Genomic DNA, 26538 nt, shown 5'->3' with positions numbered 1-26538 from the left:
TCCTGCACCGGGACCCGCGCACTGCAGCCGTCCCGGTCACCCGATACCCGCACCGTTCAGCGTCGGCTCGCGTCCGAAGGAGGTTCGATCATGACCCAGGAATCCGACGGCCTGTGGCCGCACGACCCCGAGGCGCTCGACGATAACCGCGTCGTCGACGACCTTGAGATCCCCGCGGACGAAGAGCTGCTTCCCAACGCCGAGGACATCGCGCCGACCGACGTGGAGACCACCGACGAGTGGGGCGACGACGCCGACAACCGGCTCGTCGACCTCGGCGACGACATTGACGATGACGAGTCCGTCGACCGCTGACCCTGGTGGGACGGTTCGGCAGCGTCGCGCCTGGGCGACTGCTCGTGCGGGGCCTCGTGCGGCTGACGGCCGTTTATCAGGACATCGGTCGAAAAAAGGGATGCTGCGTCCGGCGGATTCAACCGGTCAGCGCAACACCGGTCGGTTGTGGCTTCGAGAGTAGCTCGTTGAGGGCTTCTTTCGGGGTTTTCCAGTCGAGGGTTTTGCGGGGGCGGTCGTTGAGCTGGTTGGCGACGTAGTCGAGGTAGTCGTGGTGGTAGCCGGAGAGGTCTGTGCCTTTCGGGAAGTACTGGCGCAGCAGACCGTTGGTGTTCTCGTTGCTGCCGCGCTGCCAGGGTGAGTGCGGGTTGCAGAAGTAGATGTCCATGTCGAGGGCGATTCGGATCTGCGCGTGATTGGCCATTTCTTTGCCCTGGTCCCACGTGACGGATTTGCGGAGGAATTCCGGCAACCTGCCCATGGTCTCGATCATCGCCTGCTGGACCTCGTCGGCGCCGTGTTTGTCGGGCAGGTGCAGCAGCATCACGAACCGGGTTGTGCGTTCGACCAGGGTGCCGATCGCGGAGCCGCTGTCTTTGCCGACGATCAGGTCACCCTCCCAGTGTCCGGGAACTGCCCGGTCTTCGACCTCGGCGGGCCGGTCGCTGATCAGCACCATGTCGCGGATCCGGCCCTGGCGTTGGGTGGCCCGGCGTTGCGGTTTACGGAGCGCTCTCCCAGTGCGCAACGCCACTGTCAGGTCGCGGCGCAACGCCCCGCGGCCCTGAACATACAGGGATTGGTAGATCGTTTCGTGTGACACCCGCATCTCCGGATCGTCGGGGAAGTCCAACCGCAATCGTCGCATGATCTGCTCCGGGCTGGCCTTCTCCGATAGCCGATTCTGAACCTCGTCCCGGAGCCTGTCATTCAGGGCCAGTTTCGCTGGTTTCGGGCGGGACATCCTCAGATCTGCGCGACGCTGCGCTAACGACGGCGAGTACTTGACCGGCGTCGAACGGGGCCGCCCCATCCTCGACCGCGGTCGGTATTGATGAGGCAGATTTCGCTCCAACTCCCGCAGCACCGTCGACGGATTGCGTCCGATCGACCGGCTGATCGCTCTGATCGACAGGCCGGCGCTGATCCCGGCCAGAATCAGCTCGCGTTCACGAATCGACAAAAACCGTTCGGATGGCGGATTCAACGACAACGGTGTCATGCCACCAGCATTGCGGAACCACACGTCACCCTCCTGCGATGACATGCCCGCAACCGCGGCAGCGTCCTGCGTCGTAGCTCCGTCCCGAATCGCTGTCCAGAACACCCGACGCACAGCACGGGAAACAGGAATACGCATCATCACTCCAAGAAGTCAGAGTGTTGCGCTGACCCCTTGAGCCCGCGTCCGATCCCGTCCTGGTAAAGTCACTTTTTCCTTACCTCCAGCCGGGTGACCGCCGGGGGCACCCAGGCGCCGTCGAGCACCTCGCGGCGAGGGCCGTACAGGCGCATCGTCACCCCGAGCGGCCCCAGCGGCGCCGGCAGCCAGTTGGCGATCAAGCCATCCGCCGGCCGCTCGTGCTGCAGGACCAGGTCGAGGGACCCGTCGGCGTTGTAGTGCAGCGCATCCCTGTCGCCGATCGCGTACCTGTCGATCGGGTTGGCGGCCGGGAAACCGTCCGCGTCGTACATGGTCAGGGACCAGAACGCGTCGACGGGCGGCAGCTCGTGCCTCTCGAAATGCAGCCGATAGCGGTTCCCTCCGTCGAGGGGCCGGCCGTCGGCATCCGTCATGAGGATCGGGTAGACCGCGTCCTCCGGCGGGTTCGCGCCGAGGCCCACCAGCGCGACCACGGCGCGCTTGAGGTAGTCGTTGCCGTAGTTGCCCATGGTCTCCACGTTGAGCAACCAGCCGTTCACACGCCGGCCCATCAGCGGCAGGGTGGCCAGCATGGTCGCCCTGGCCTCGGCCACCCCGTCCTCCAACAGAGCGGTGTCCGCCGCATCCAGCCGCGTGCTGTCGAAGGACAGGCCCGGCACGATGCCGAGGTGCCGGATCCGGGCAAGGACCGAGAAGTCGGTCCCGTGCACCGGCACGGTCCGCAACGCCGAGGCGGCGCGGCGGAAGAACTCCACACCGCTCAGCTGGGCCACCGTGCGCACCGGCGGAGTGGTTGAGTCCACCGTCGGGTCGAGCGGAAACTCCACGTATTCCGGCGGCAGAGTGAGCGACAGCTGGTCTTGCAGCGCCCGCACCACCGGGTAGTCGTCGACACCGTTGGTCTGGAACCGGCCCACGACCCAGACGTGCGGGGTGGGCGCCTGGATGAGCGCGTGGCCGTCCGGCGGCTCGCCCGACCAGCCGGGCGGCACCACGAGGATGTCCAGCGCCGCGGTCCCCGTGGTGCGCTTGCCCGGGTTGGCGAAGACCTCGGTCCACATGTCGATCAGGGGCAACAGGTAGTAGCGGTCGGCTGTGTCGGGCAGGTGGATCACGACAGGGCCCGCGCCGAGCTCGAGCCAGGCGATCGAATAGAGGGTGTCGAAGTTGGGCCGCACGACGTCGCGGAACTCGGCCGCCGGGAAGCTGCGGGTATGCACGAAGGTGTTCTCGGGACCCCGGCCGAAGATGCGTCCCGGCGCCGTGTTGATGCTCTGCTGCCGGGTGACCTCCATCAGCACCAGCGGGTACAGGTAGAGGTAGGCCTCCTCGGCCAGGGTCTTCGGGTCGATCGACAGGGTGCTCATGAGTGATCCTCCTGCGGGGTCGGGCCACCCGGGGATGCCAGGGCGAGCGAACCGTTCGCAGATATTGTGGCCCAGCCCGGCGGCCGGGCACAGGGCATCGGCGGGGTCGGGGCGCGCGAGCGGGCCGGGTATCGCCGGCACGTCACCGGGTTTCGACAAGCTCAACCCGCGAGGGCAGGCTCAACCAGCGAGGCGGGAGCCCTCTACGGATGCGCCGCGGCGGCGCTGGCGTTGCACTAACAGCGCGATGGCGCGCCAACCGAGCAGGAACACCCCGAGGACGAGGAAGGTCACAATCACAAAGCTGAGCTGCACGCCCTGGCCGCTGACGACTCGTAGCAGCATCGCCACGACTACGGTGATCAGCCACACGCCCACCCCGGTCCAGACGATCCGCAGCGGTGTGCGCCGGGCCGTAAGAACCAGCCAGGCAACGACCAGACCGGCCAGGAACGGCCACCAGGTGACCAGCACGCCCCAGAGGCCCTCGCCGTGGCTGGCCCGACCGATCACCACGAAGAGCAGCAGCATGGCCGCATCCAGACCTGCCGCAAGCGAAACGATGGCGAGGCTGGCATTGCGATTCGGCATGGGCCCAGAATACCGGCGCTCGACCAGCGGGCACGGCCGCTCATCTGAGAAGGTAGAGTTTGAGATGGTCAGTATCTCTCGACGTCGAGCTAGTTTCGCGCCGGGAGCCAGACCACACCTACCCCATGCACGGAACGCTATGACGCGGATTGGAAGAGCAGCGTGGATCTTTACGAATACCAGGCCAGAGACCTGTTTGAGCAGTATGGAGTCCCGGTTCTGCCGGGCATCATCGCAGACACGCCCGAGGAGGTGCGCGCCGCAGCCGAGAAGCTCGGCGGTGTCGTCGTCGTCAAGGCGCAGGTCAAGGTCGGCGGCCGCGGCAAGGCCGGCGGCGTGAAGGTCGCCAAGACCCCGGATGAAGCCGAAGCCGCCGGGCGCGCCATTCTGGGCCTGGACATCAAGGGGCACACCGTGCACCGGGTGATGGTCGCCGGGGGAGCCCGCATCAATCAGGAGTTCTACTTCTCCGTGCTGCTGGACCGTTCCAACCGCTCCTACCTCTCGCTCGCCAGCTACGAGGGCGGCGTGGAGATCGAGGTCCTCGCGGTGGAGAAGCCCGAGGCTCTCGCCTACGTGGCCATCGACCCCACCGCCGGCATCGACCTGGCCAAGGCCAAGGAGATCGCCGTCCAGGCGAAGTTCCCGGCCGAGCTGGTTGACAAGGTCGCCCCGGTCTTCGTGCAGCTGTACAGCGTGTTCGCCGGCGAAGACGCCACCCTCGTCGAGGTCAACCCGCTGGTGCTCACCGAAGAGGGCGACATCATCGCCCTGGACGGCAAGGTCACCATCGACGAGAACGCCGGCTTCCGCCACCCGGGCCACGCCGCGCTCGAGGACAAGGCCGCCGCCGACCCGCTCGAGGCCAAGGCCAAGCAGAACGACCTCAACTACGTGAAGCTCGACGGCGAGGTCGGCATCATCGGCAACGGCGCCGGGCTGGTCATGTCCACCCTCGACGTGGTCGCCTACGCCGGCGAGGAGCACGGCGGCGTCAAGCCGGCCAACTTCCTCGACATCGGCGGCGGAGCATCCGCTGCCGTCATGGCCGCGGGCCTCGACGTGATTCTCGGTGACCCGCAGGTCAAGAGCGTCTTCGTCAACGTCTTCGGCGGCATCACCGCCTGCGACGCCGTGGCCCACGGCATCGTCGGCGCGCTCGCCACCCTCGGCGACGCCGCGAACAAGCCCCTCGTGGTGCGCCTCGACGGCAACAACGTCGAAGAAGGCCGCCGCATCCTCAACGAGGCCAACCACCCGCTGGTCACCCTGGCCGCCACCATGGACGAGGGCGCCGCCAAGGCCGCCGAACTCGCCAACGCCGCGAAGTAAGGGAACAGAATGTCAATCTTCCTCAACAAGGACTCCAAGGTCATCGTTCAGGGCATCACCGGCGGCGAGGGTACCAAGCACACCGCCCTGATGCTCAAGGCCGGTACCCAGATCGTCGGCGGCGTCAACGCCCGCAAGGCCGGCACCACCGTCACCCACGGCGACGTCGAACTGCCCGTCTTCGGCACGGTTGCCGAAGCCATGGAGAAGACCGGCGCGGATGTCTCCATCGCGTTCGTGCCGCCGGCCTTCACCAAGGACGCTGTTCTCGAAGCGATCGACGCCGAAATCGGCCTGCTCGTGATCATCACCGAGGGCGTGCCCGTGCAGGACTCCGCCGAGTTCTGGGCCTACGCCCAGGAGAAGGGCAACAAGACCCGCATCATCGGGCCGAACTGCCCCGGCATCATCACGCCCGGTGAGGCGCTCGTGGGCATCACGCCGGCGAACATCACCGGCAAGGGACCGGTCGGCCTGGTCTCCAAGTCGGGCACCCTGACCTACCAGATGATGTACGAGCTGCGCGACCTGGGCTTCTCCACCGCCATCGGCATCGGCGGCGACCCGATCATCGGCACCACCCACATCGACGCGCTCGCCGCGTTCGAGGCCGACCCGGAGACCCTCGCGATCGTCATGATCGGCGAGATCGGCGGCGACGCCGAGGAGAAGGCCGCCGAGTACATCAAGGCACACGTCACCAAGCCTGTCGTGGGCTATGTGGCCGGCTTCACCGCACCGGAGGGCAAGACCATGGGCCACGCCGGCGCCATCGTCTCCGACGGGGCAGGAACCGCGCAGGGAAAGAAGGAGGCCCTCGAGGCCGCCGGGGTCAAGGTCGGCAAGACGCCGAGCGAGACCGCGACCCTGCTGCGCGAGGTCCTCGCCGCGCTGTAGACCGCACCGAACGACGAAGGGCCCGCCGATCCGGCGGGCCCTTTGTCGCGCGCGGGGCGGCGAGTACTATGCACGCACGCGTGTACCCGCACAAGCGGATGCCGCGGCCTTCGATCGGAGGACCATGTCCCGCAACGACGCTACGGCCCCGGTCCGGCCCGAGCCCGCCCCCGCCTCGGGCAAGGGCCTGGCCGCCGGAACGCTGGGCCTATTCGGCTCCACGGTCATCGGGCTCGCTTCCACGGCCCCGGTGTACTCCCTGGCCGCCACGCTGGGTTTTGTGGTGCTCGCCGTGGGTGCGCAGGCCCCCGTGGTGTTCGTCATCGCGTTCATCCCGATGCTGCTGGTGGCGTTCGCCTACCGGGAGCTGAACCGGGACATCCCCGACTGCGGCACGACGTTCACCTGGGCGACCAAGGCGTTCGGCCCGTGGGTGGGCTGGATGGGCGGCTGGGGTGTGGCGGTGGCCGGCATCGTGGTGCTCGGCAACCTCGCCCAGATCGGCGGAATCTACTTCTGGCTGCTGGTGGCGCCGGACCTGGCCGAGAACGCGCTTCTCGTGACCCTCACCGGGGTGGTATTCATCGCTCTGATGGTGTGGGTGAGCTACCGGGGCATCGAGATCGGCGAAAAGCTGCAGAACGTGCTGCTGGGCTTCCAGTACCTGGCGCTGATCCTCTTCACGGTGTTCACCCTGTGGGCGGTGTTCGACGGCTCCGCCCCGGCCGGCTCGACCACCCCGCAGGCGGAGTGGTTCAACCCGTTCGCCCTCACCTCGTTCTCCGGCCTTGTCGAGGGCGTGCTGCTGGCTCTGTTCATCTACTGGGGCTGGGACACCTGCCTGTCGCTGAACGAGGAGACCAAGGATCCCAAACGGATCCCGGGCCAGGCGGCGGTGCTGACCACGATCATCCTGCTGGTCACCTACGTGGGCGTCGCCGTCGCGGCAATGGCCTACGCCGGCCTCGGCACCGAGGGATTCGGCCTCGGCAACGAGGGCAACGCCGATGACGTCTTCTTTGCGCTCAAGGACGCCGTGTTCGGGCCGTGGGCCTGGCTGCTCGTGGCCGCCGTGATGATCTCGGCGATCTCGTCGACCCAGACCACCATCCTGCCCACCGCCCGGGGAACCCTCGCGATGGCCGTCTACAAGGCCCTGCCGAGCCGGTTCGCCCAGGTGCACCCGCGCTTCCACACCCCGTCGTTCTCCACCCTGATCATGGGCATCGTCGCGGTGGCCTTCTACGTGGGAATGACCCTGGTCAGCTCCAACATCCTCAACGACACCATCCTCTCCCTGGGCCTGGCGATCGCGTTCTACTACGCCATCACCGGCTACGCCTGCGTCTGGTACTTCCGGCACGACCTGTTCACCAGCTGGCGTAACGCCTGGATGCGCTTCGTCTTCCCGCTGCTCGGGTCGCTGCTGCTCACCGCGGCGTTCGGGTTCTCGGTGTGGGACATGCTCGATCCCGACTACGGCTACACGGTGCTGTTCGGCGTCGGCGGTGTCTTCGTGGTCGGCGTCGGGTCGCTGTTGTTCGGGGTGCTGCTGATGATCGTCTGGTCGTTCTTCGCCGGCGCCAAGCCGTTCTTCCGCGGCGAGTCGCTCAACCGGGATACCGCGGTGCTGGTGCCCGACGAGGATCTGCCGGTGATCCGGTCGGTGGACGGCGGGATCTAAGGCGGATTCGCCGGGGATTCGGCCCGAGCCCGGCGGGGTACGACGAACCCGAAGCCGGGCCAGGATAAGCTCCCTCTCGGATATGAACCGTATAACGACTGCCCTGCTCGCCGCGCTCGAGGCGCTCATTGTCGTCGCCATCGGAGTCGGCATCGCCCTGGTGCCGCTCACGATCCTGTGGGGCACCCACTACGGTCTGGGCATCGACTGGTTCGTCTTCTGGCGTGCCGCCGTGGACGTCTGGCTGCTCGGCAACGGCGTCGACCTCACGGTGCAGCTGCCCGTCGACGTCTCGGCCTCGCTGGGCCTGGCCGGCGCAGAACTGCCGTTCACCCTGAGCATCGCGCTGCTCGGTTTCGCCCTGCTCTCGGTGCTGTTGGGTGTGCGCACCGGCCGCCGCGCCGCCGGCACCGAGTACAGCCTCACCGCGGCAGGTGTGGCCGTGCTCAGTTATGGGCTGCTCGCCGCGCTGCTCACCTTCTCCGCCGGAACCGCCGTCGTCACGCCGGCGCCGGTGCAGGGCATCCTGCTGCCCACCCTGGTCTTCGCCATCGGTGTGCTGATCGGCCTGGCCGGCGCGAACCGCACGGCCGGGACGGTGCTGCCGGACCGGGTGAGACGACCGGTCGCCAACCAGCTGGCCCGGATCCCCGCCGAACTGCGCAGCCAGCTCGGCACCGCGCTCCGCGGTGGCACCGCCGTCGTCGCCGGCATCATGGTCGTCTCCGCCGTGGCCGTGTGCGTGTCGGTGCTGGCCAATTTCGCCACCGTGATCGGGCTCTACGAGACTCTGCAGGCCGGGGTGATGGGCGGCATCGCCCTCACGATCGGGCAGCTCGCTTTCATCCCGAACGTCGTCGTCTGGGCGGCCAGCTGGTTCGTCGGCCCCGGGATCGCCCTCGGCACCGGCAACAGCGTCTCCCCGCTCGGCACGACGCTCGGCTCCGTGCCCGGCCTGCCGCTGTTCGGCGCGCTGCCGAACGGCACCCTGGAGTTCGGTTTCCTGGGCCTGCTCGTTCCGGTGCTGATCGGCTTCGTGGTGGCGGTGCTCGTGCGGCAAAGCGTCGACAAGCGCGCCAACGCCCTGCACGGCACGGCGCGGATGCTCGGCACCGGTGCCCTGATGGGCGTTGTCGCCGGCATCCTGCTTGGCCTGCTCGCCTGGTGGTCGGCCGGGGCGATGGCACCGGGGCGGCTCGCCGAAGTCGGTCCCAACCCGCTGCTCGTCGGGGCGTTGACCGCCCTGGAGGTGGGCATCGCCGCCGCACTCGGTATGCTCGTCGGTGGCCGACGGGCCCGGAGCACGGACTCCGGTGCCGAGGAACTCTCAACGAAACGGTAGGCTCGGATGGTGCTGTCACTGGTCGTATTGATCTCCGGCGGAGGCTCGAACCTGCGCGCGCTTCTCGAGGCGTCCGCCGATGCGGAGTTCCCCGCCCGGGTGATCGCCATCGGTGCAGACCGCGACGCCGAGGGGCTCGCTCTCGGCGAGGAATTCGGCATCCCGACCTTCACGGTGCCGTTCGCCTCCTACGCCGACCGTGACGCGTGGGGCGACGCGCTGCTCGAGCAGATCCAGCACTGGGAGCCCGACCTCACCGTGCTCAGCGGCTTCATGAGGCTGCTGCCGCCGCGGGTCGTCGGCGCACTGTCGCCGCACCTGATCAACACCCATCCCGCCTACCTGCCCGAGTTCCCCGGCGCCCACGGGGTGCGCGACGCGCTCGCCGCCGGGGCGACCCAGACGGGCGCCAGCATCATTGTTGTCGACAACGGCGTGGACGACGGACCGATCGTGAGCCAGGAACGGGTGCCGGTGTTGACCGACGACACCCAGGACTCGCTGCACGACCGCATCAAACTCGTCGAACGCCGCCTGCTCGTGCAGGCCGTGCTCGACATCGCCAACGGACACGTCGATCTCAAGGAGCATTCCCCCATATGAGCGGTCACACCAACGCCCGGAGCCTCTACCGCGACCGGGACGTCATTCCCGTGCAGCGCGCGTTGATCTCGGTTTCAGACAAGACCGGCCTGGTCGAACTGGCCAACGCCCTGGCCGCCGCCGGGGTCGAGATGGTCTCCACCGGTTCCACCGCCGCCACCATCCGTGACGCCGGCCACGACGTGACGGATGTCGCCGCCGTCACCGGGTTCCCGGAGTCGCTCGACGGCCGGGTGAAGACCCTGCACCCGAGCGTGCACGCCGGCATCCTCGCCGACCTGCGCCTCGAGGCGCACGAGAACCAGCTCGCCGACCTGTCGATCGCCCCGTTCCAGCTCGTGGTGGTGAACCTGTACCCGTTCGTCGAAACCGTCGAGTCGGGTGCGGAACCCGCCGACGTGATCGAGCAGATCGACATCGGCGGCCCGGCGCTGGTGCGTGCCTCCGCCAAGAACCACCCCAACGTGGCCATCGTCGTGGACCCGGAGAACTACCCGGAGATCATCACGGCCGTCGGCGCCGGCGGCAGCACCCTTCGGCTGCGGCAGAAGCTGGCCTCGCTCGCGTTCGAACACACCGCCAACTACGACCTGAGTGTGTCGGCCTGGTTCACCGAGAACGTCTACGACCAGTGGCAGGACGACGCGGAGTCGCTCGGCGAGGAGATCCTCGAGGCGTTCGACTCCATCGTCGGCGCCGACAGCGATGACCCCACCGACCTGCTGTTCCCGGAGACCCTCGCGATCGAAGCCAGCCGCGGGGCCGTGCTGCGATACGGCGAGAACTCGCACCAGGCCGCAGCTCTCTACCTCGGCGAGGGCGGCCAGGGCATCGCCCAGGCCGTGCAGCTGCACGGCAAGGAGATGTCCTACAACAACTACGTCGACGCGGATGCCGCCGTGCGCGCCGCGTTCGACTTCAGCGAACCGGCCGTGGCGATCATCAAGCACGCCAACCCGTGCGGCATCGCCGTGGCGAACCCCAAGGCCCCCGACGCCATCGCGTCTGCGCACCACCGTGCGCATGACTGCGACCCGGTCTCCGCGTTCGGCGGGGTCATCGCGGCCAACCGCGTCGTCACGCTGGGTATGGCCGAGACGGTCAGCCAGATTTTCACCGAGGTGCTCGTTGCGCCCGGCTTCGAGCCGGCCGCGTTCGAGCTGCTCAGCGCGAAAAAGAACATCCGTCTGCTCGAGCTGCCGGCCGACTACCGTCGTTCGTCGCTGGAGCTGCGCCAGATCTCCGGCGGCCTGCTCGTGCAGGAGACCGACACCTTCGACACCCTGGACACCTCCGAGTGGCGCCTGGTGTCGGGCCCCGAGGTCGACGACGCCACGCGCGCCGACCTCGAGTTCGCCTGGAAGGCCTGCCGTGCGGTGAAGTCCAACGCGATCCTGCTCGCGCACGCCGGCGCATCCGTGGGTGTGGGCATGGGCCAGGTCAACCGGGTCGATTCGTGCCACCTGGCCGTGAGTCGGGCGGGGGAGCGGGCCGAAGGCGCCGTGGCCGCGTCCGACGCGTTCTTCCCGTTCGCCGACGGCCTCGAGGTGCTGCTGGAGGCTGGCGTGACCGCGGTCGTGCAGCCCGGCGGTTCGGTGCGCGACGAGGAGGTCATCGCCGCGGCGACGGCCGCCGGTGTGTCGATGTACTTCACCGGGGAGCGCCACTTCTTCCACTGACCGTGAGGCAGGGACCTGACGCCGGGCGCGGCATCCGTATCTCTCGGATGTCGCCCCGGCGTTCGTCGTTGTGTGGCTCTTCTCAGTCTGGGCTGACATGATGGGAGGTCCACGTGACACCGCCGTTGCAGTCCTCCTCAGACCTGACACGGAAAGGTCCCTTGTGATCGAAGTTTTCGGGCTGTCCCTGCCCGCTTTCCCGGTTGCCGTTGTCGCGGCGATCGTTCTCGCCCTCGCGATCACCGCGATCGCCGCCTTCTCCTTCCGCATGGTCGGCAAGCGCAGGTCCTGGGCGCGGGTGCTCGTGAAGCTGATCCGGGTGCCGTTCCGCATGACCGTGCTGATCGGCGCGCTGTGGCTGGCTGTCGCCGGCTACCTCGATGTACCCGAAGCTTGGGAGGCCACGGTGGGCTTCGTCTTCCGGGCCCTGTTCATCGGCAGCGCCACCTGGCTGCTGTGCGCGCTGCTGTATTACGCCGAGGAAATCACCGCCAACAAGTACCGCATCGACGTGCGCGACAACCGGGTGGCCCGCCGGGTACGCACGCAGCTGCGGATGCTGCGCCGCATCGGCGTTGTGATCATCATCATCTGCGCCATCGGCACGGTGTTGCTGAGCATTCCCGGCGCCGCGACCGTGGGTGCGAGCCTGTTCGCCTCCGCCGGCCTGCTCAGTGTCGTGGCAGGCCTGGCCGCCCAGTCCACCCTGGCGAACATCTTCGCCGGCATGCAGCTGGCGTTCAACAACGCGCTGCGGGTCGACGACGTCGTGATCGTCGAGGGCGAGTGGGGCAAGATCGAGGAGATCACCCTCACCTACATCGTCGTGCACATCTGGGACGACCGGCGGATGGTGCTGCCGTCCACCTACTTCACCACCACCCCGTTCCAGAACTGGACCCGGCACAACAGCGAACTGCTGGGCCAGATTGACTTCGACCTGGACTGGCGTGTCAACCCCGCCGCGATGCGCGACGAGCTCAACCGGGTCGTCGCCCAGACCGACCTGTGGGACGGCCGGGCTGTCGTTCTTCAGGTGACGGACGCCGTGGGCGGCTTCGTGCGCGTGCGGGTGCTCGTGACGGCGCAGGACGCACCCACCCTGTTCGACCTGCGCTGCTTCGTGCGGGAGAACCTGATCGACTGGGTCAACGCCGAGAACCCCGATGCCCTGCCGCTGAACCGCGTCGAGGTGCGCCAGCAGCCGGAGACCCCGCCGGTGCGCCCGTCGAGCTACTCGCGCAAGCCCGCGCGCCCGGTGATCGAGGCGCCGGGACTGTTCTCCGGCGACGAGGGTGGCAAGGAACGCGCCCAGCACTTCACTGAGTCCATCACCGTGCAGGACTGGGAAGACGCCCCCGAGACCCTGCCCGCGCCGCGCTAGTCTGGCGCCCTCCGTCGGGCCGCCGTCGTGTGGCATCCTGCCTCGTCGCGGCGCGTTTAGGCGAGGTTTGTGGCAACTGACAGAGGTGGCGTTCGCCGACTTGCGGCATCCGGCCCCTTCGCGCCGCACGAAGGGCACTTTGCGGCAACTCGGGAGCGGCCGCGTCGGCGTTGCGGGGCGGCGCCGAGGCTGGGCAAGGGTGCGGGTCAGGCGAGCGCGCCCATCACGACGGTCTCGAAGATCGGCCGGGGATCGGTGCTGTCGTGCCGGGCGATGCGGTGCAGGAGGAGGCCCTCGAAGCAGGCGGCAATGGCCTCCGTCGCGGCCTGCGGATCACGGGCGCCCATCTCGGCGAGAGCGGACACGATGCCCTCGCCCAGGGCCGCCCGGCCCCGGGACAGCGCCTCTCGAAGCTCGGCGTTGTGGTTGGCTTCCATGAACAGCACGAGCCTCGCCGTGGTCAGCTCCCTGTTCTCGTGGGTCGTCACCTCGAGCAGGGTGCACATCGCGTCGATGAGCTCGGCCGGTGAACGCGGCGAGAACGCCACTCGCACTGGACGAAGCTCCTGCTCCACGATCCACTCGGAGACGCCGATCAGCAGGGCGGCCCGGGTGCGGAAGTAGTTGGAGGTGGACCCCTTCGGCAGGTCGGCGCGTTCGTCGATACGAACGTGGGTGAGCGCACGCAACCCGCCCGTCGCGAGGAGGTCGATCGCGGCTTCCAGGACGCGCACTCGAATCGGAGTCATTCTTTCACTATAGACATAGTGGACGAGACACTATGTCCGTAGTATTATGGCGGCATGAGTGCGATGAAGCCCTCGGGCAAATTCAGTCATGGAACAAGCCGCCTCGATGGCACGGGCACGGGCTCGTGGCCGGAGTTGGCCGGGGTCCGACATCGGTTCCTCGATCTTCCGGGGCTGCGGATGCACGTGGCCGAGGCGGGTAGCGGCCCGCCGCTCGTGCTGCTGCACGGGTTCCCGCAGCACTGGTGGGCCTGGCGCAAGGTCATCCCGGCCCTCGCCGCGAACTACCGGGTGATCTGCCCGGACCTTCGCGGTGCCGGCTGGACCGAGGCCCCGCCCGACGGATACACGAGCGAGCAGCTGGTAGCGGATGTCGTTGCGCTGCTCGACGCGTTGCACCTGGACAAGGTGAATATTCTCGGCTACGACTGGGGCGGCATCGTCGGGTTTCGGGTGTGCCTGGCTCATCCCGAGAGAGTCGAGAGATTCGTCGCACTTGCCACCCCGCACCCGTACCCCGAATTCCACCCCCGGGCGCTGTTGTACGTCTGGCGGATCTGGTCGATGTTCGCCATCGCAATACCGGGTCTGGGACCCTGGCTCCTCCGCACCGGACGACAACGGCTGCCGCGCCGGCTGATGACCGGTGACACGAGCGACCCGTCGGTCTTCGCACCCGAAGACATCGACGCCTTTGTGTCCCGGCTAAAGGACCCGGCGCGAGCGGATGCCGGATCGGCACTGTACCGGCACTTCATTCTGAGCGAGGCCAAACGCAGCAGCACCGGCGCCTACCGCGGCACACGTCTGACCACTCCGACTCTGTCGCTCTACGGGACCGTCCTCTACGGCAACAACGACCCGACCCGGGAGCACCCGGAGATCCTCGGCGGCTACGAAGGGGACGCCGACGACTTCACGCTCGACCACGTTCCGGGCACCGGCTACTACATCGCCGAGGAACAACCCGAGGTCGTCGTCGCGCGTACCCTCGACTTCCTGTCCGCCCAATAGCTTCGCTCGCCGACTTGCCGCATCCTCCCCTTTCGGGGCGTGTGAGAGGGCACTTTGCGGCAACTGACGGATGCTTCGCTCGCCGACTTGCCGCATCCGGCCCTTTCGCGGTGGGTGAGAGGGCACTTTGCGGCAACTGACGGATGCTGCGCTTGCCGCGTTGTCCGCACGGGGAACAATTCGTCTGCGATTAGGCTGTGCGCATGACAATCTCCGGCGACTCGGCCCTCCCTGGCGATGTGACTCTGCCGGGCACCGCTCGGCGCGTGCTGGTCCGCCGGCCCGTCGACATCCTCGCCGAGGGCGAGATCACCCACATCGATCGTGTGCCGATCGACCTCGGGCTGGCCCGGGCGCAGTGGGACGGCTACGTGGCGGCGCTGCAGTCGGAGGGCTGGGCCATCACCGAGGTGGATCCGGCACCCGACCAGCCGGACTCCGTCTTCATCGAGGATGCCGTGATCCTCTTCGGCGACACCGCCGTGCTCGCCAGCCCTGGTGCGCCCAGCCGACGCGGCGAGACGGCCGGTGCCGAGGCGGCCGTGCGCGCCCTGGGACTCACGGTGCGCCGGATCGACCTGCCCGGCACCCTTGACGGCGGTGACGTGCTCAAGGTGGGCGCCACCGTTTACGTGGGGCAGAGCCTGCGCACCAACGCTGAGGGTGCGGCGCAGCTTGCCACCATCGTCGAACCCCTCGGCTACACCGTGGTCCCGGTTCCGGTGACCCGAGCCCTGCACCTCAAGACCGCTATCACCGCCCTGCCGGACGGCACCATCATCGGCTACCCGCCGCTCGTGGACGACCCGGGACTGTTCGAGAGGTTCGTGCCGGTACCCGAAGCGGAGGGTACCGCCGTGGTTGTGCTCGACGCGCACACCCTGCTGATGTCGGCCGCCGCGCCGCGCACCACCGAGCTGCTCACCGGGCTCGGCTATCGGGCCGTGACCGTGGACATCACCGAGTTCGAGAAGCTCGAGGGCTGTGTCACCTGCCTGAGCGTGCGCGTTCGCTGAGCGAAAATTCTGCTTGCGCCGGAGTCGTCCGTGGCCCTATCCTGAAAGGCTGCCTGAACAAGGGGGGCACAAGACGATGACACGAAACGCTCAGGAGGCCGACATGACCAAGACAGCTCGCACCAGGTACGCATCGATTGCGACCGGCGCTGCCTTCGTCCCGGCGCTCCGACTCGCCTCAATCTAAGGTCCCGGCCAGAGAACCCCACCCGCCCGCGTCTGCGCGGGCCGCACATTTCAGCGGGCGTCACCGCCCGCTTCCTCTTCCGGACGTGGTCATTCCGCGCCGGCACCGGGCACCACCGCACGCCGCCAGGAGCACCGTCGGCACCGCCGCCAGCACCGCCGCCAGCACCAACGGCTTCGTCGCGGCTCCCGCACCCACCCAGCCCCGCACCATCCAGCCCACCGGCGCTTCAGCGCCGGAGCCGGCCCAGCCAGGAACCTCTCTCATGACCACCACTGCTCCACAGCATCCGCCGCACACTGCGCCCACGCCCGCTGCGCGCTCCAACACCTTCCGCACCCTGCTGCGGCTCTATCCCTATGCCAAGCCCGCGCTGCCGAGGCTGGGCCTGGGCATGCTCGCGGCACTGCTGGCCTCGCTGGTGGCCCTGGCCATCCCGCAGGTGCTGCAGCAACTCGTCGACGGCGCCCTCAGCCAGGGAGACACTGCACCGATCTGGCCCGCCGTACTCATCGTGCTCGGCCTCGGCGTGCTCGAGGCCGGCATGATCGCGCTGCGCCGCTGGTTCGTGCTCGTTCCCGGTACCCACATCGAATCCCGGATGCGCAACGCCCTGTACGCCCGGCTGCAGGACCTGCCCGTGACCTTCCACGACCGCTGGCCGAGCGGGCAGCTGCTCTCGCGCGCCGTCAGCGACCTCAACATGATCCGCCGTTGGATCTCGTTCGGTCTGGTGCTGCTCGTGGTGAACTTCCTCACCATCATCGCCGGCGTGGTGATCCTCCTGTCGATGAACTGGATCCTCGGCGTGATCTTCCTGGTCTGCTCGATCCCGATCTGGATCTACGGCTACGTGTTCGAGGAGAAGTACTCCGTGATCGCGAGGCGCAGCCAGGACCAGTCCGGCGACCTGGCGACCGCCGTCGAGGAGTCGGTGCACGGCATCCGGGTGCTCAAGGCGTTCGGCCGTGGCAGCTTCGCGCTCAAGAGCTTCGCCAGCCAGGCGGAGGAGCTGCGCGGCACCGAGATCGAGAAGGCCCGCGCCATCGCCGGGATCTGGCTCTGGCTGCTGCTGGTGCCCGACGTCGCGTTCGCGCTTTGCCTGGTCTCCGGCGTCTGGCTGACCAGCCAGGGCCAGCTCAGCGTCGGCGAGCTGGTGGCGTTCTTCGCCACCGCCACCGTGCTGCGCTTCCCGGTGGAGTCGATCGGCTTCCTGCTGTCGATGACCTTTGACACCCGCACCGCCACCGACAGGTTCTTCGACATCCTGGACACGCCAAACACCATCACCGACCCGCCCCGCCCGGTCACGATCACCAGCCCGCGCGGCCGGCTCGCGTTCGAGAACGTGCACTTCCGCTACGCGGACTCACCCGAACGGTTTCCCGACCTGCTCGACGGGGTGAACCTGGTGCTCGAACCCGGCGAGACCATGGCGCTGGTCGGTCTCACCGGCTCCGGCAAGTCCACCCTGACGGCGCTCACCACCCGGCTGTACGACGTGACGGATGGCTCGGTGACCCTCGACGGGGTCGATGTGCGGGCCCTCCGCCGCGACGAGCTGCGCCGGCACATCGCCATGGCGTTCGAGGACGCCACCCTGTTCTCGGCATCCGTGCGTGACAACGTGCTGCTGGGCCGCCCGGAGTTCGCCGAGCGCACCCCGGAGGCCGACGCGGCCCTGGCCGAGGCGCTGCAGATCGCGCAGGCGGCGTTTGTGCACGACCTGCCCAACGGTGTCGACACCCTCGTCGGCGAGGAGGGCATGAGCCTTTCCGGCGGGCAGCGACAGCGCGTGGCGCTGGCCCGCGCCGTGGCCGCGGCACCCGCCGTCCTGGTGCTCGACGACCCGCTCTCCGCGCTGGACGTGAACACCGAGTCGCTGGTCGAGGCCGCCCTGCGCCGGGTGCTCGCGTCCACGACCGCCCTGATCGTGGCGCATCGCCCGTCCACGGTGATGCTCGCCGACCGGGTGGCGCTGCTCGAGGCGGGCAAGATCACCGCCGTCGGCACGCACTCCGAGCTGCTGGCCTCGAGCCCGCACTACAAGTTCGTCATCTCCAGCCTGGAGGACGAAGAACGACGAGAGTCCGAGCGAGCGGGAGAAGCACTGTGAGTGTCATCGGTGTCGAAGGCGAAGAGCGCCTCGACTACACCAAGGCCGAAAGCGCGCAGATCCGGCGCCGGTCGTTGCGCCTGCTCGGCTCGCTGCTGTTCCCGGTGCGCTGGTCGGTGGTCATGGCGATGCTCGTCGTCGTCGTGTCCACCGCCGCGCAGGTCGCCGGCCCGGCCCTGATCGCGTTCGGCATCGACAAGGGCCTGCCCGCCCTGCTCGAACAGGACTGGGTGCCGCTGGCGGCGACCGGGGCGATCTACCTGATCACCGGCATCACCGGGGCGCTACTGATCGCCTGGTACACCGTGCTCTCCGCCCGGATCAGCCAGGCCGTGCTCATCGACCTGCGGAAGCGCGTGTTCCTGCAGACCCAACGGCTGAGCCTCGAATTCCACGAGTCGTACACCTCCGGACGCATCATTTCCCGGCAGACCAGCGACCTGGATGCGATCAGGGAGCTGCTGGACTCCGGCATCAACCAGCTCGTGCAGGGCCTGCTCTACATGGCCTTCACCGGCATCGCCCTCTTCGCCCTCGACGGGGTCAGCGGGCTGGTGCTGCTCGTTGCACTCGTGCCACTGCTCGCGCTGACCCGCTGGTTCCAGGTGCGCTCGCAGCACCTGTTCCGCCAGTCCCGCACCGCGTCCGCGAGCCTGATCGTGCAGTTCGTCGAGACCATGACCGGCATCCGCGCGGTCAAGGCGTTCCGCACCGAGAAGCGCAACGAGGGTGTCTTCGGCAAGCTCGTCGAGTCGTACCGGCTGGTCAACGCCCGCGTTATCCAACTGTTCGGCGTGTTCGATCCCGGGCTGATCCTGATCGGCAACGTCACCGTCGCCGCGGTGCTGCTGGTCGGCGGCTTCCGCGTGGCCGACGGGCAGCTGGCCATCGGTGCGCTGCTCGCCGCGCTGCTGTACACCCGCCGGTTCTTCGACCCGATGGAGGAGATGGCGATGTTCTACAACTCCTACCAGTCGGCCGCAGCCGCGCTGGAGAAGATCTCCGGGGTGCTCGAGGAGCAGCCCGGTGTGCCCGACCCCGTCACGCCGGTGGACCTGTGGACCTCGAAGGGTGCCGTGCACTTCGACAACGTGCAGTTCGAGTACCAGGCCGACCGGGTCATCCTGCCGCACTTCAGCCTCACCCTGGAACCCGGGCAGACCATCGCCCTGGTCGGCTCGACGGGCGCCGGCAAATCGACCCTGGCGAAGCTGATCTCCAGGTTCTATGACCCGTCGCACGGCCGGGTGCTGTTGGACGGCGTCGACCTGCGCGACCTGCACCCCAAGGACCTGCGCCGGGCCATCGTGATGGTGACCCAGGAGGCGTACCTGTTCAGTGGCAGCGTCGCCGACAACATCGCGATCGGCAAACCGGATGCGACGCGGTCGGAGATCGAGGCGGCCGCGCGGGCCGTCGGCGCGCACGACTTCATCGTGGGCCTGCCCGGCGGGTACGACACCGACGTGAACAAGCGCGGCGGCAGGGTATCCGCCGGCCAGCGTCAGCTGATCTCGTTCGCGCGGGCGTTCCTGGCCGACCCGGCGGTGCTGATCCTCGACGAGGCCACCAGTTCGCTGGACATCCCCAGCGAACGGCTGGTGCAGGAGGCTTTGCAGACGCTGCTCAGCGACCGCACCGCGGTGATCATCGCGCACCGCCTGTCGACCGTGGCGATCGCCGACCGGGTGCTGGTGATGGAGAACGGCGTCATCGTCGAGGACGGCACCCCCGACATGCTCATCTCGGGAACCGGCCGGTTCTCCCGACTGCACGCCGCCTGGCGCGAGTCCCTCGTCTGACCACTCGCGAACTGTCAGCCAAGTACCCGAAACTTGAGGCTTTCGGTGCTTGGGTCGCGGTTCGCGGGTGGTTTGAGTCGGGGGTGTTTCGGGGATGTTGAGGGTCGGGAACCACTTACCGGGAACCGGCCCGACGCGCTTGACACTCCCTGGGCTGGCAGCGAATCTGGTGCCAGAGAACACAACCGCCGTGAACGAGCAGCCTCGTTCCCGAGCCGGCGCCGCGCGGTCATCCGTTGGTGTCGGCCTGTCTGATCGGGGGATCACCCAGCATGGACTCAGTCACCATCGTGGGTGCGGGGGTGGTGGGCCACGCCAGTGCCGTCGCCCTCCGCGCCCACGGCTACACCGGCCGCATCACCGTGCTCGGCAGCGAACGCCACCGGCCCTACGACCGGCCGCCGCTCGGCCGCGGCTTCCTCACCGGGCAGACCACGATCGATGAACTGGCGCTCGAGGCCCCTCACGACGACCTCGACGCCGACTGGCGCCTGGGGGTCGCGGCCGTCGCGCTCGACGCGGCCACGCACCGGGTGACGCTGGCCAACGGCCGCACCGTCGACTCCGACGCCGTGGTGATCGCCACCGGCTCCGCCGCCCGCCGCATGTCGACCATGCCCCGCGGGGTGCACACGCTGCGCACCGTGGAGGACGCCCTGGCGCTCCGCGAAGAACTGCTGCCCGGCGCCCACCTGGTCGTGGTCGGCTCCGGGGTCGTCGGCCTCGAAGTGGCGTCGACCGCCCGTGACCTGGGTCTGCGGGTGACGGTGCTCGTCAGTAGCACGGATGCGCTCCACACGGCCTTCGGCGCCACCGTCGCCGGCGCCGTGTTCGGGCTGCACGAGCGCCGGGGCATCACCGTGCGCACCGACCTGCGGGTGACCGAGCTGATCGGCCCCGGCTGGGTGTCCGGGGTGCGGCTGAGCAGCGGGGAAGAGATCGGAGCCGACCTGGTGCTGCTGGACATCGGCGCGGTGCCGCTGGTCGGCTGGCTCGGCGGCTCCGCACTCGACCCGGGTGGCCGGGACCTGCACGGCGGGGTGGTCGCCGACGCGGCCGGCGGCACCGGCGTGCCCGGGATCGTCGCGGTCGGTGATTGTGCGGCCTGGCTTGACCCGGAAACCGGGGCGCACCGCCGCATCGCGCACTTCAGCGACACCCGCAACCGACCGTCGATCGCCATGGCCGCGCTGCTCGGGGTCGACCCGGGCGGGGCGGGGGCGCCCGCCACGCTGACCTCGGAGCAGGCCGGCGCCCTGGTGCAGTTCGCCGGCCGGGTGCACGGTGGCGAGTCGATGACGATCGAGGCGGGCGGGGTCGACACCGGCGACCTGCTGGCCGTCTACCGCCGTGGCGAGACGCCGGTGGCGGTGCTGGGCATCGACCAGCCCGGGCGGGTCGAGGAGTGGCGGACCCGGTTGCTCGAGCTCAGCCTGAGCCTCACCGACACCGACGCCCACATTGACACTGCCGGGCCGGCCGGCCCTGTCAGGGACGCCAGCGCGCTCGGCTGAGGTCCACCCTGTAGCCGGACTCCGGCTCGGGACCGGGCAGCAACGGTGTCTGCTCGGCCCGGTAGTGCACCAGCGCCCGGCTCTCGTGGCCGATCGGCGGATGCCCACCGGCGCGGATCACCCGCCACCACGGCGCATCCGACCCGAATTGCGCCATCGTCTGGCCCACCACCCGGGCGGCGCGGGAGCCGAGGGCGGCGGCGACGTCGCCATAGGTCATCACCCGGCCGGGTGGGATCGCCTCGACGATGTCGAGCACGGCCTCCACGAACGGGCTGGCCGGGTTGAGGCGCACCGGCTAGAGGGTGAGCGCGCCGATGACCTCACCGAACTCGGTTTCGCCGATGTCGACGAAGCCGATGCGGTGGAAGAAGGCCTCAGGGCCGTCCTCGCCGGGCTCCCAGATCACCGTGATGCGGTCGAAACCGCGGTGACGGGCCTCTTCGGCGAGGGCATCGGCGGCGAACTTGCCCACACCCATGCCCTGGGCCTCGGCGTCGACGTTGATCCGCCAGATGCAGGCGCGGAATTCCTCCTGGGCGGATTCGGGGTCGAAATTACCGTGGATGAACCCGGCGACCTCGCCGTCGAGCAATACGACACGCTGCCAGGCGGTGGCCGGGTTGATCACGGATGCGGCGACCGAATACGAGACCGGCGCGATGAATTGCTCCTGACCGGGCTTGAGGCTCAGGTTATTGGCCGCGACGATGTTGCGCGCGGACAGTTCTTCAAGTCGGAGTTCAGGCATACACCCAAGGCTATCGCCCGGCCACGGCGGCAGGTAGTCGGGTTTGTGGGGGACTCGGCGGCCGTCACCGAAACGCCGGCCAACTGTCTCGATGTCGAGACAGTTACCGCCCTCGGCTAGGATTGTTGACGGCCACCACGCCCCGACTCACTGAGGAGAATCCATTGTCGAAGATCAAGGTTGCAGGTACTGTCGTCGAGCTTGACGGGGACGAGATGACCCGCATCATCTGGCAGGCCATCAAGGACTCCCTGATTCACCCGTACCTCGACATCGACCTCGAGTACTACGACCTCTCGATCCAGAAGCGTGACGAGACCGACGACCAGATCACCGTCGACGCGGCTCACGCCATCCAGAAGCACGGCGTCGGCGTCAAGTGCGCCACCATCACCCCGGACGAGGCCCGGGTCGAAGAATTCGGCCTGAAGAAGATGTGGGCGTCGCCCAACGGCACCATCCGCAACATCCTCGGCGGCACCATCTTCCGTGAGCCGATCATCATCTCCAACATCCCGCGCCTGGTGCCGGGCTGGAACAAGCCGATCATCATCGGCCGCCACGCGTTCGGCGACCAGTACCGCGCCACCAACTTCCGTTTCGAGGGCGAAGGCACCCTCACCATGACCTTCACCCCGAAGGACGGCGGCGACCCGCAGCAGTTCGAGGTCTTCCAGGCGCCGGGCAGCGGTGTGGCCATGGGCATGTACAATCTCGACAAGTCGATCATCGACTTCGCCCGCGCCTCGCTCAACTACGGCCTGGAGCGCAACTACCCGGTCTACCTGTCGACCAAGAACACCATCCTCAAGGCGTACGACGGCCGGTTCAAGGACATCTTCCAGGAGATCTTCGACACCGAGTTCAAGAACCGCTTCGAGGCCGCCGGCCTCACCTATGAGCACCGCCTGATCGACGACATGGTCGCATCGGCGATGAAGTGGGAGGGCGGTTACGTCTGGGCCTGCAAGAACTACGACGGCGACGTGCAGTCCGACACCGTCGCGCAGGGCTTCGGCTCGCTCGGCCTGATGACCAGCGTGCTCTCCACCCCCGACGGCAGCGTCGTCGAGGCCGAGGCCGCGCACGGCACCGTGACCCGGCACTACCGCCAGCACCAGCAGGGCAAGCCCACCTCGACCAACCCGATCGCGTCGATCTACGCCTGGACCCGCGGCTTGTCGCACCGCGCCAAGCTCGACGGCAACCCGGCGCTCGCCGAGTTCGCGCACACCCTCGAGGATGTGGTCGTGAAGACCGTCGAGAGCGGCAAGATGACCAAGGACCTCGCGCTGTTGGTCGGCCCGGACCAGGGCTACCTCACCACCGAGGAGTTCCTGGCCGCGATCGCCGAGAACCTGCAGACCCGCCTGGCCTAACCCGCCCGCCCGCACCCGAAAAGGCCCCGTCGATCCGGCGGGGCCTTTTCTGCGCCCAACTGTCGCCGAAACGGACAAATGTGCACGGTGCGCCGGGCGCAATTGTCCGCACCGGGAACAGTTGGCCCGACGGGTACGGCGACAAGCGGAGGCTCTCCTTGCTGGTGCCTACGGGCATCCGAGGTGACAATGGAGCCATGTCCACGCTCACGGGAGCATTCCGCCGGTATCCGGTTGTGGCGGCAACCATCCTCATCGGCCTGCTCGGACTGCTGCTGTGGGCCGCCGGGCTGACGGTCGCCGTGCAGTGGCTGTTCTCCGCCCTCGGCCTGGTCGTGGTCGGCATCCAGGGCGTCGGCATGATCAAACGGATGCGCCACGGCTCGTTCGGCGTGGACCTGCTGGCGATCATGGCCATCATCGCGACCATCCTGGTGGGCGAGTACGTGGCCACCCTGCTGATCGTGCTGATGCTCTCCGGCGGCGCCGCGCTCGAGGACTACGCCGCGGGGCGGGCCCAGCGGGAGCTGAACGCCCTGCTCGACCGGGTGCCGCAGATCGCGCACCTGCTGCGGGGCGGCTCCTCCGACGTTGACGACGTGCCGGCCACCCTGGTGCAGATCGGCGACCTGCTGCTGGTGCGGCCCGCCGAGATCGTACCCGTGGACGCCGACCTGGTCTCCGCCTCGGCCGCGTTCGACGAGTCCTCGCTGACCGGCGAGAGCCTGCCCGTTGAGCGGCACGCGGGCGACCCTGTGCTCAGCGGTTCCATCAACGGGCAGGCCGCAGCGACAGTGCGCGCCACCGCCCAGGCCGCCGACAGCCAGTACCAGCAGATCGTGGCGCTGGTGGCGGAGGCCGCCGCGAGCAAGGCCCCGGTCGTGCGCCTCGCCGACAGGTACGCGGTGCCGTTCACCGCGGGGGCGCTGCTGATCGCCGGCCTGGCCTGGTTCGTCTCCGGTGACCCGGTGCGTTTCGCCGAGGTGCTCGTGGTCGCCACCCCGTGCCCGCTGCTGCTCGCCGCCCCGGTGGCGTTCATGGGCGGGATGAGCCGGGCGGCCCGGAACGGCATCATCGTCAAGGGCGGGGGAGTGCTCGAGAAACTCGCCCGCGCCAAGACTGTGGTCTTCGACAAAACCGGCACCCTCACCTACGGCACGCCGGCCATCGCCCGGGTCTGCCCGGAGGACCCGTTCAGCGAGGACGAGCTGCTCAGCCTGGCCGCGTCGGCCGAGCAGTACTCGTCGCACGTGCTCGCCGCATCCGTCATCACCGCCGCCGAAACGCGCGGCCTCGCGCTGCAGCGCACCGAGTCGGCCGTGGAGGTGCCAGCGCACGGCGTCACGGCCCGGTTCGGCGACCAGGAGGTGGTCGTAGGAAAGCTGTCGTTTGTGGCCGAGCACGCCCCGGATGCCTACCCGGCCGACCTGTCCGGCGGCGAACTGGCCATCTACCTGGCCGTGGACGGCCGGTACGCGGGCTGCATCGTCGCCAGCGACCAGGTGCGCGACAACGCCCGCGCCACCATCGCGGCGCTCGAGCGGCTGGGCGTGCGCGAATCCGTGATGCTCACCGGCGACACCCGGCCGACCGCGAACCACATTGCCCGGCTGGTGGGCATCACCAGGGTGCGGGCGGACTGCCTGCCGGCCGACAAGGTCGACGCCGTGCGGGCCATCCGGGAGCGGCCGGTGATCATGGTCGGCGACGGCGTCAACGACGCGCCCGTGCTCGCCGTGGCCGACGTGGGCATCGCGATGGGCGCCAAGGGGTCCACCGCGGCCAGCGAATCGGCGGATGCCGTGATCCTGCTCGACGACCTGTCCCGCGCCGCCCGGGCCGTCGCAATCGGCCGGGACACCGTGCGGATCGCCCTGCAGAGCATCTGGCTCGGCATCGCGCTCAGCATCGGCCTGATGATCGCCGCCGCGTTCGGGCTGATCCCCGCCACCGTGGGCGCGTTGCTGCAGGAGCTGGTGGACCTGGCCACCATCCTCAACGCGCTGCGGGCCATCGGCGGGCGCCGCGACGTGCGGGCCCGCGGGGTGGCCGCCCGAATTCCCGCGGCCACACAGCCGGTGCCCACCCGCTGACTCTGGCGATCTTCCAGGGGCCCGCGAGCGCCTAATCTGGAGGGATGCGACGCATCCGTTTGCCGTTCGGGCCCACCACCAGCCGAACGGCTAACGAACCCCGCCTCGGCCGGGATGTCTATGTGCTCGGTGTGATCGCGTTCTTCGTCATGGTGGGCTTCGGCGTCGTGGTGCCGGTACTGCCGGTGTACGTGAAGAGCTTCGGCGTGGGCAACCTCGAGATCGGCGCGGTGGTGTCGGCGTTCGCCCTGATGCGCTTCGTCGCCAGCCCGGTCTGCGGCAAGCTCATCGACTGGGCCGGCGAACGCACCATCCTCGCCGTGGGCATCGGCATCGTGGCGGTCTCCAGCGGCCTGGTCGGCATCGCCGGCAGCTACCCGCAACTGCTGCTGCTGCGGGGAGTGGGCGGCATCGGCTCGGCGATGTTCACCGTCGCGGCGATGACCCTGCTGCTGCGCACCACCGCGCCGGGCATCCGCGGCCGCGCCGTGGGTTTCTACCAGGGCGGCTTCCTCATCGGCGGAATGGCCGGGCCGGCGCTCGGCGGCCTGCTCGCCACCATCTCGCTGACCGCGCCGTTCTTCTTCTACGCCGGCACCCTCGCCGTGGCCGGGGTGATCGGGCTGGTTCTGCTGCAGCCGGCCACGCGCGCCGGCGCCGGCTTGACGGGCGCTCCGACACCGATGCTCCCGCTCCGCAGCGTGCTCCGCGACCCCCGGTTCCGCGCCGCCTGCCTGGCCAACTTCTCCCAGGGCTGGTCGTCGTTCGGGGTGCGCGGCGCCCTGGTGCCGGTGCTCGTCGTCGAGGTACTCAAGGGACCGAGCGCCTGGACCGGAATCGCGTTCGCCGTCGCCGCGGTCGCGCAGACCCTTGCTCTGGCGCCCGCGTCCAGGTTCGTCGACACCGTCGGACGGAAACCTGCCATCATCGGCGCTTTCCTGGTGGCGGCCGTGACGATCACGGCGATCCCATTCGCCCCGAACATTTGGCTGCTCACCGCGCTGCTCTGTGTCTACGGCGTCGCCGCGGCATTCATGGGCACCGCGCCGGCGGCATCCGTCGGCGACGCGGCCGGCACCGCGGGTGGCCGCCCGGTGGCGATCTTCTCGATGTTCTCCGACTTCGGCGCCATCGTCGGCCCCCTCGTGGCGGGCCTGCTCGCCGACACCGTCTCGTACCCGGCCGCGTTCCTGCTCGGCGGGCTGCTCTTCGTCGCCACCTCCCTCTACGCCCTGCGGATGCCCGCCGGCCTGCCCGCGCACCCCGCCGCCGAGCCGCCGGTCACCGACGCCGTCGACCGCTGAGCCGCACAACTCCTGCAGACCCTGCCCGGTCGAGTAGCCAGCGGCAGCCGTCGGTC

Annotated in this window: 22 protein-coding genes; 16 read left to right on the top strand and 6 right to left on the bottom strand. The window is 68.8% G+C overall.

Features of this window, described 5'->3' with window-relative positions:
• Positions 1 to 90 precede the first annotated feature (90 nt).
• Complete coding sequence (locus B7495_RS18860; RefSeq protein ID WP_151199579.1) at positions 91 to 315, top strand: hypothetical protein; 225 nt, start codon at positions 91 to 93, stop codon at positions 313 to 315.
• Between the two features lie 118 nt (positions 316 to 433).
• Here the strand turns inward: B7495_RS18860 and B7495_RS13970 are convergent, their stop codons facing one another.
• The 3 genes from B7495_RS13970 to B7495_RS13960 all read right to left on the bottom strand — a co-directional run bounded on the left by B7495_RS13970 (position 434) and on the right by B7495_RS13960 (position 3636).
• The gene (locus B7495_RS13970; protein ID WP_121678472.1) at positions 434 to 1516 is read right to left on the bottom strand and encodes an IS30 family transposase; all 1083 of its coding nucleotides are present in this window, start codon (positions 1514 to 1516) and stop codon (positions 434 to 436) included.
• A gap of 206 nt (positions 1517 to 1722) precedes the next feature.
• Entirely contained in the window at positions 1723 to 3045 is a 1323-nt protein-coding gene (locus B7495_RS13965) for a DUF1254 domain-containing protein (protein WP_088457120.1), read from the bottom strand.
• A gap of 180 nt (positions 3046 to 3225) precedes the next feature.
• Entirely contained in the window at positions 3226 to 3636 is a 411-nt protein-coding gene (locus tag B7495_RS13960; RefSeq protein ID WP_088457119.1) for a DUF3054 domain-containing protein, read from the bottom strand.
• A gap of 162 nt (positions 3637 to 3798) precedes the next feature.
• On the opposite strand from B7495_RS13960, the gene sucC reads away from it, so the two are divergent.
• The 7 genes from sucC to B7495_RS13925 all read left to right on the top strand — a co-directional run bounded on the left by sucC (position 3799) and on the right by B7495_RS13925 (position 12557).
• Positions 3799 to 4968: an ADP-forming succinate--CoA ligase subunit beta gene (sucC, locus tag B7495_RS13955; protein ID WP_088457118.1), complete on the top strand. Its 1170-nt coding sequence runs from the start codon at positions 3799 to 3801 to the stop codon at positions 4966 to 4968.
• 9 nt (positions 4969 to 4977) lie between these two features.
• Positions 4978 to 5865 carry a succinate--CoA ligase subunit alpha gene (gene sucD / locus B7495_RS13950; RefSeq protein ID WP_088457117.1) on the top strand — a complete coding sequence of 296 codons (888 nt, stop codon included), beginning with the start codon at positions 4978 to 4980 and terminating at the stop codon, positions 5863 to 5865.
• A gap of 124 nt (positions 5866 to 5989) precedes the next feature.
• On the top strand, positions 5990 to 7549 hold the full coding sequence (locus B7495_RS13945; RefSeq protein ID WP_088457116.1) for an APC family permease: 1560 nt from the start codon (positions 5990 to 5992) through the stop codon (positions 7547 to 7549).
• Positions 7550 to 7631: 82 nt separating this feature from the next.
• Positions 7632 to 8891 (top strand): DUF6350 family protein, encoded by a 1260-nt coding sequence (locus tag B7495_RS13940; RefSeq protein WP_205748683.1) that lies wholly within the window; start codon positions 7632 to 7634, stop codon positions 8889 to 8891.
• Positions 8892 to 8900: 9 nt separating this feature from the next.
• Complete coding sequence (gene purN, locus B7495_RS13935; protein ID WP_088458107.1) at positions 8901 to 9494, top strand: phosphoribosylglycinamide formyltransferase; 594 nt, start codon at positions 8901 to 8903, stop codon at positions 9492 to 9494.
• Complete coding sequence (gene purH, locus B7495_RS13930; protein ID WP_088457115.1) at positions 9491 to 11173, top strand: bifunctional phosphoribosylaminoimidazolecarboxamide formyltransferase/IMP cyclohydrolase; 1683 nt, start codon at positions 9491 to 9493, stop codon at positions 11171 to 11173. Before purN ends, purH begins: the two co-directional genes overlap by 4 nt.
• Before the next feature lie 163 nt (positions 11174 to 11336).
• Complete coding sequence (locus B7495_RS13925) at positions 11337 to 12557, top strand: mechanosensitive ion channel family protein (protein WP_240632257.1); 1221 nt, start codon at positions 11337 to 11339, stop codon at positions 12555 to 12557.
• A 206-nt stretch (positions 12558 to 12763) separates the two neighbouring features.
• On the opposite strand, the gene B7495_RS13920 is transcribed toward B7495_RS13925, so the two are convergent.
• Positions 12764 to 13306, bottom strand: a complete 543-nt coding sequence (locus B7495_RS13920) for a TetR/AcrR family transcriptional regulator (RefSeq protein ID WP_088457114.1) — start codon at positions 13304 to 13306, stop codon at positions 12764 to 12766.
• A gap of 180 nt (positions 13307 to 13486) precedes the next feature.
• Here B7495_RS13920 and B7495_RS13915 point away from each other — a divergent pair, with 180 nt between their 5' ends.
• The 5 genes from B7495_RS13915 (at position 13487) to B7495_RS13895 (ending at position 20955) form a co-directional block, all read left to right on the top strand.
• Positions 13487 to 14320: an alpha/beta fold hydrolase gene (locus B7495_RS13915; protein WP_205748682.1), complete on the top strand. Its 834-nt coding sequence runs from the start codon at positions 13487 to 13489 to the stop codon at positions 14318 to 14320.
• Positions 14321 to 14523: 203 nt separating this feature from the next.
• Positions 14524 to 15336 carry a dimethylargininase gene (gene ddaH, locus B7495_RS13910; RefSeq protein WP_088457112.1) on the top strand — a complete coding sequence of 271 codons (813 nt, stop codon included), beginning with the start codon at positions 14524 to 14526 and terminating at the stop codon, positions 15334 to 15336.
• 452 nt (positions 15337 to 15788) lie between these two features.
• Complete coding sequence (locus tag B7495_RS13905; RefSeq protein WP_088458105.1) at positions 15789 to 17639, top strand: ABC transporter ATP-binding protein; 1851 nt, start codon at positions 15789 to 15791, stop codon at positions 17637 to 17639.
• Positions 17636 to 19441, top strand: coding sequence for an ABC transporter ATP-binding protein (locus B7495_RS13900; protein WP_088457111.1), 1806 nt, complete (start codon positions 17636 to 17638; stop codon positions 19439 to 19441). The genes B7495_RS13905 and B7495_RS13900 overlap by 4 nt, the downstream gene beginning before the upstream one ends.
• Positions 19442 to 19713: 272 nt before the next feature.
• A complete protein-coding gene (locus tag B7495_RS13895) occupies positions 19714 to 20955 on the top strand; it encodes an NAD(P)/FAD-dependent oxidoreductase (protein ID WP_205748681.1) in 1242 nt (413 codons plus the stop codon).
• On the opposite strand, the gene B7495_RS13890 is transcribed toward B7495_RS13895, so the two are convergent.
• Together B7495_RS13890 and B7495_RS13885 are read right to left on the bottom strand one after the other, a co-directional pair.
• Entirely contained in the window at positions 20930 to 21250 is a 321-nt protein-coding gene (locus B7495_RS13890; protein ID WP_088457110.1) for an MGMT family protein, read from the bottom strand. The two genes, B7495_RS13895 and B7495_RS13890, sit on opposite strands and share 26 nt — an antisense overlap.
• Before the next feature lie 3 nt (positions 21251 to 21253).
• Positions 21254 to 21706 (bottom strand): GNAT family N-acetyltransferase, encoded by a 453-nt coding sequence (locus B7495_RS13885; protein WP_088457109.1) that lies wholly within the window; start codon positions 21704 to 21706, stop codon positions 21254 to 21256.
• A gap of 164 nt (positions 21707 to 21870) precedes the next feature.
• Here B7495_RS13885 and B7495_RS13880 point away from each other — a divergent pair, with 164 nt between their 5' ends.
• From B7495_RS13880 to B7495_RS13870, 3 genes are all read left to right on the top strand, one after another.
• Positions 21871 to 23085 (top strand): NADP-dependent isocitrate dehydrogenase, encoded by a 1215-nt coding sequence (locus tag B7495_RS13880; RefSeq protein ID WP_088457108.1) that lies wholly within the window; start codon positions 21871 to 21873, stop codon positions 23083 to 23085.
• Between the two features lie 197 nt (positions 23086 to 23282).
• Complete coding sequence (locus tag B7495_RS13875) at positions 23283 to 25178, top strand: heavy metal translocating P-type ATPase (RefSeq protein ID WP_088457107.1); 1896 nt, start codon at positions 23283 to 23285, stop codon at positions 25176 to 25178.
• Positions 25179 to 25222: 44 nt separating this feature from the next.
• Positions 25223 to 26482: an MFS transporter gene (locus B7495_RS13870; protein WP_088457106.1), complete on the top strand. Its 1260-nt coding sequence runs from the start codon at positions 25223 to 25225 to the stop codon at positions 26480 to 26482.
• Positions 26483 to 26538: the final 56 nt, after the last annotated feature.

The organism is Cryobacterium sp. LW097 (assembly GCF_002205495.2).
In the GTDB taxonomy this organism is placed as follows: Bacteria; Actinomycetota; Actinomycetes; order Actinomycetales; family Microbacteriaceae; genus Cryobacterium; species Cryobacterium zongtaii.
This window is presented reverse-complemented; position numbering and strand designations above follow the sequence as displayed.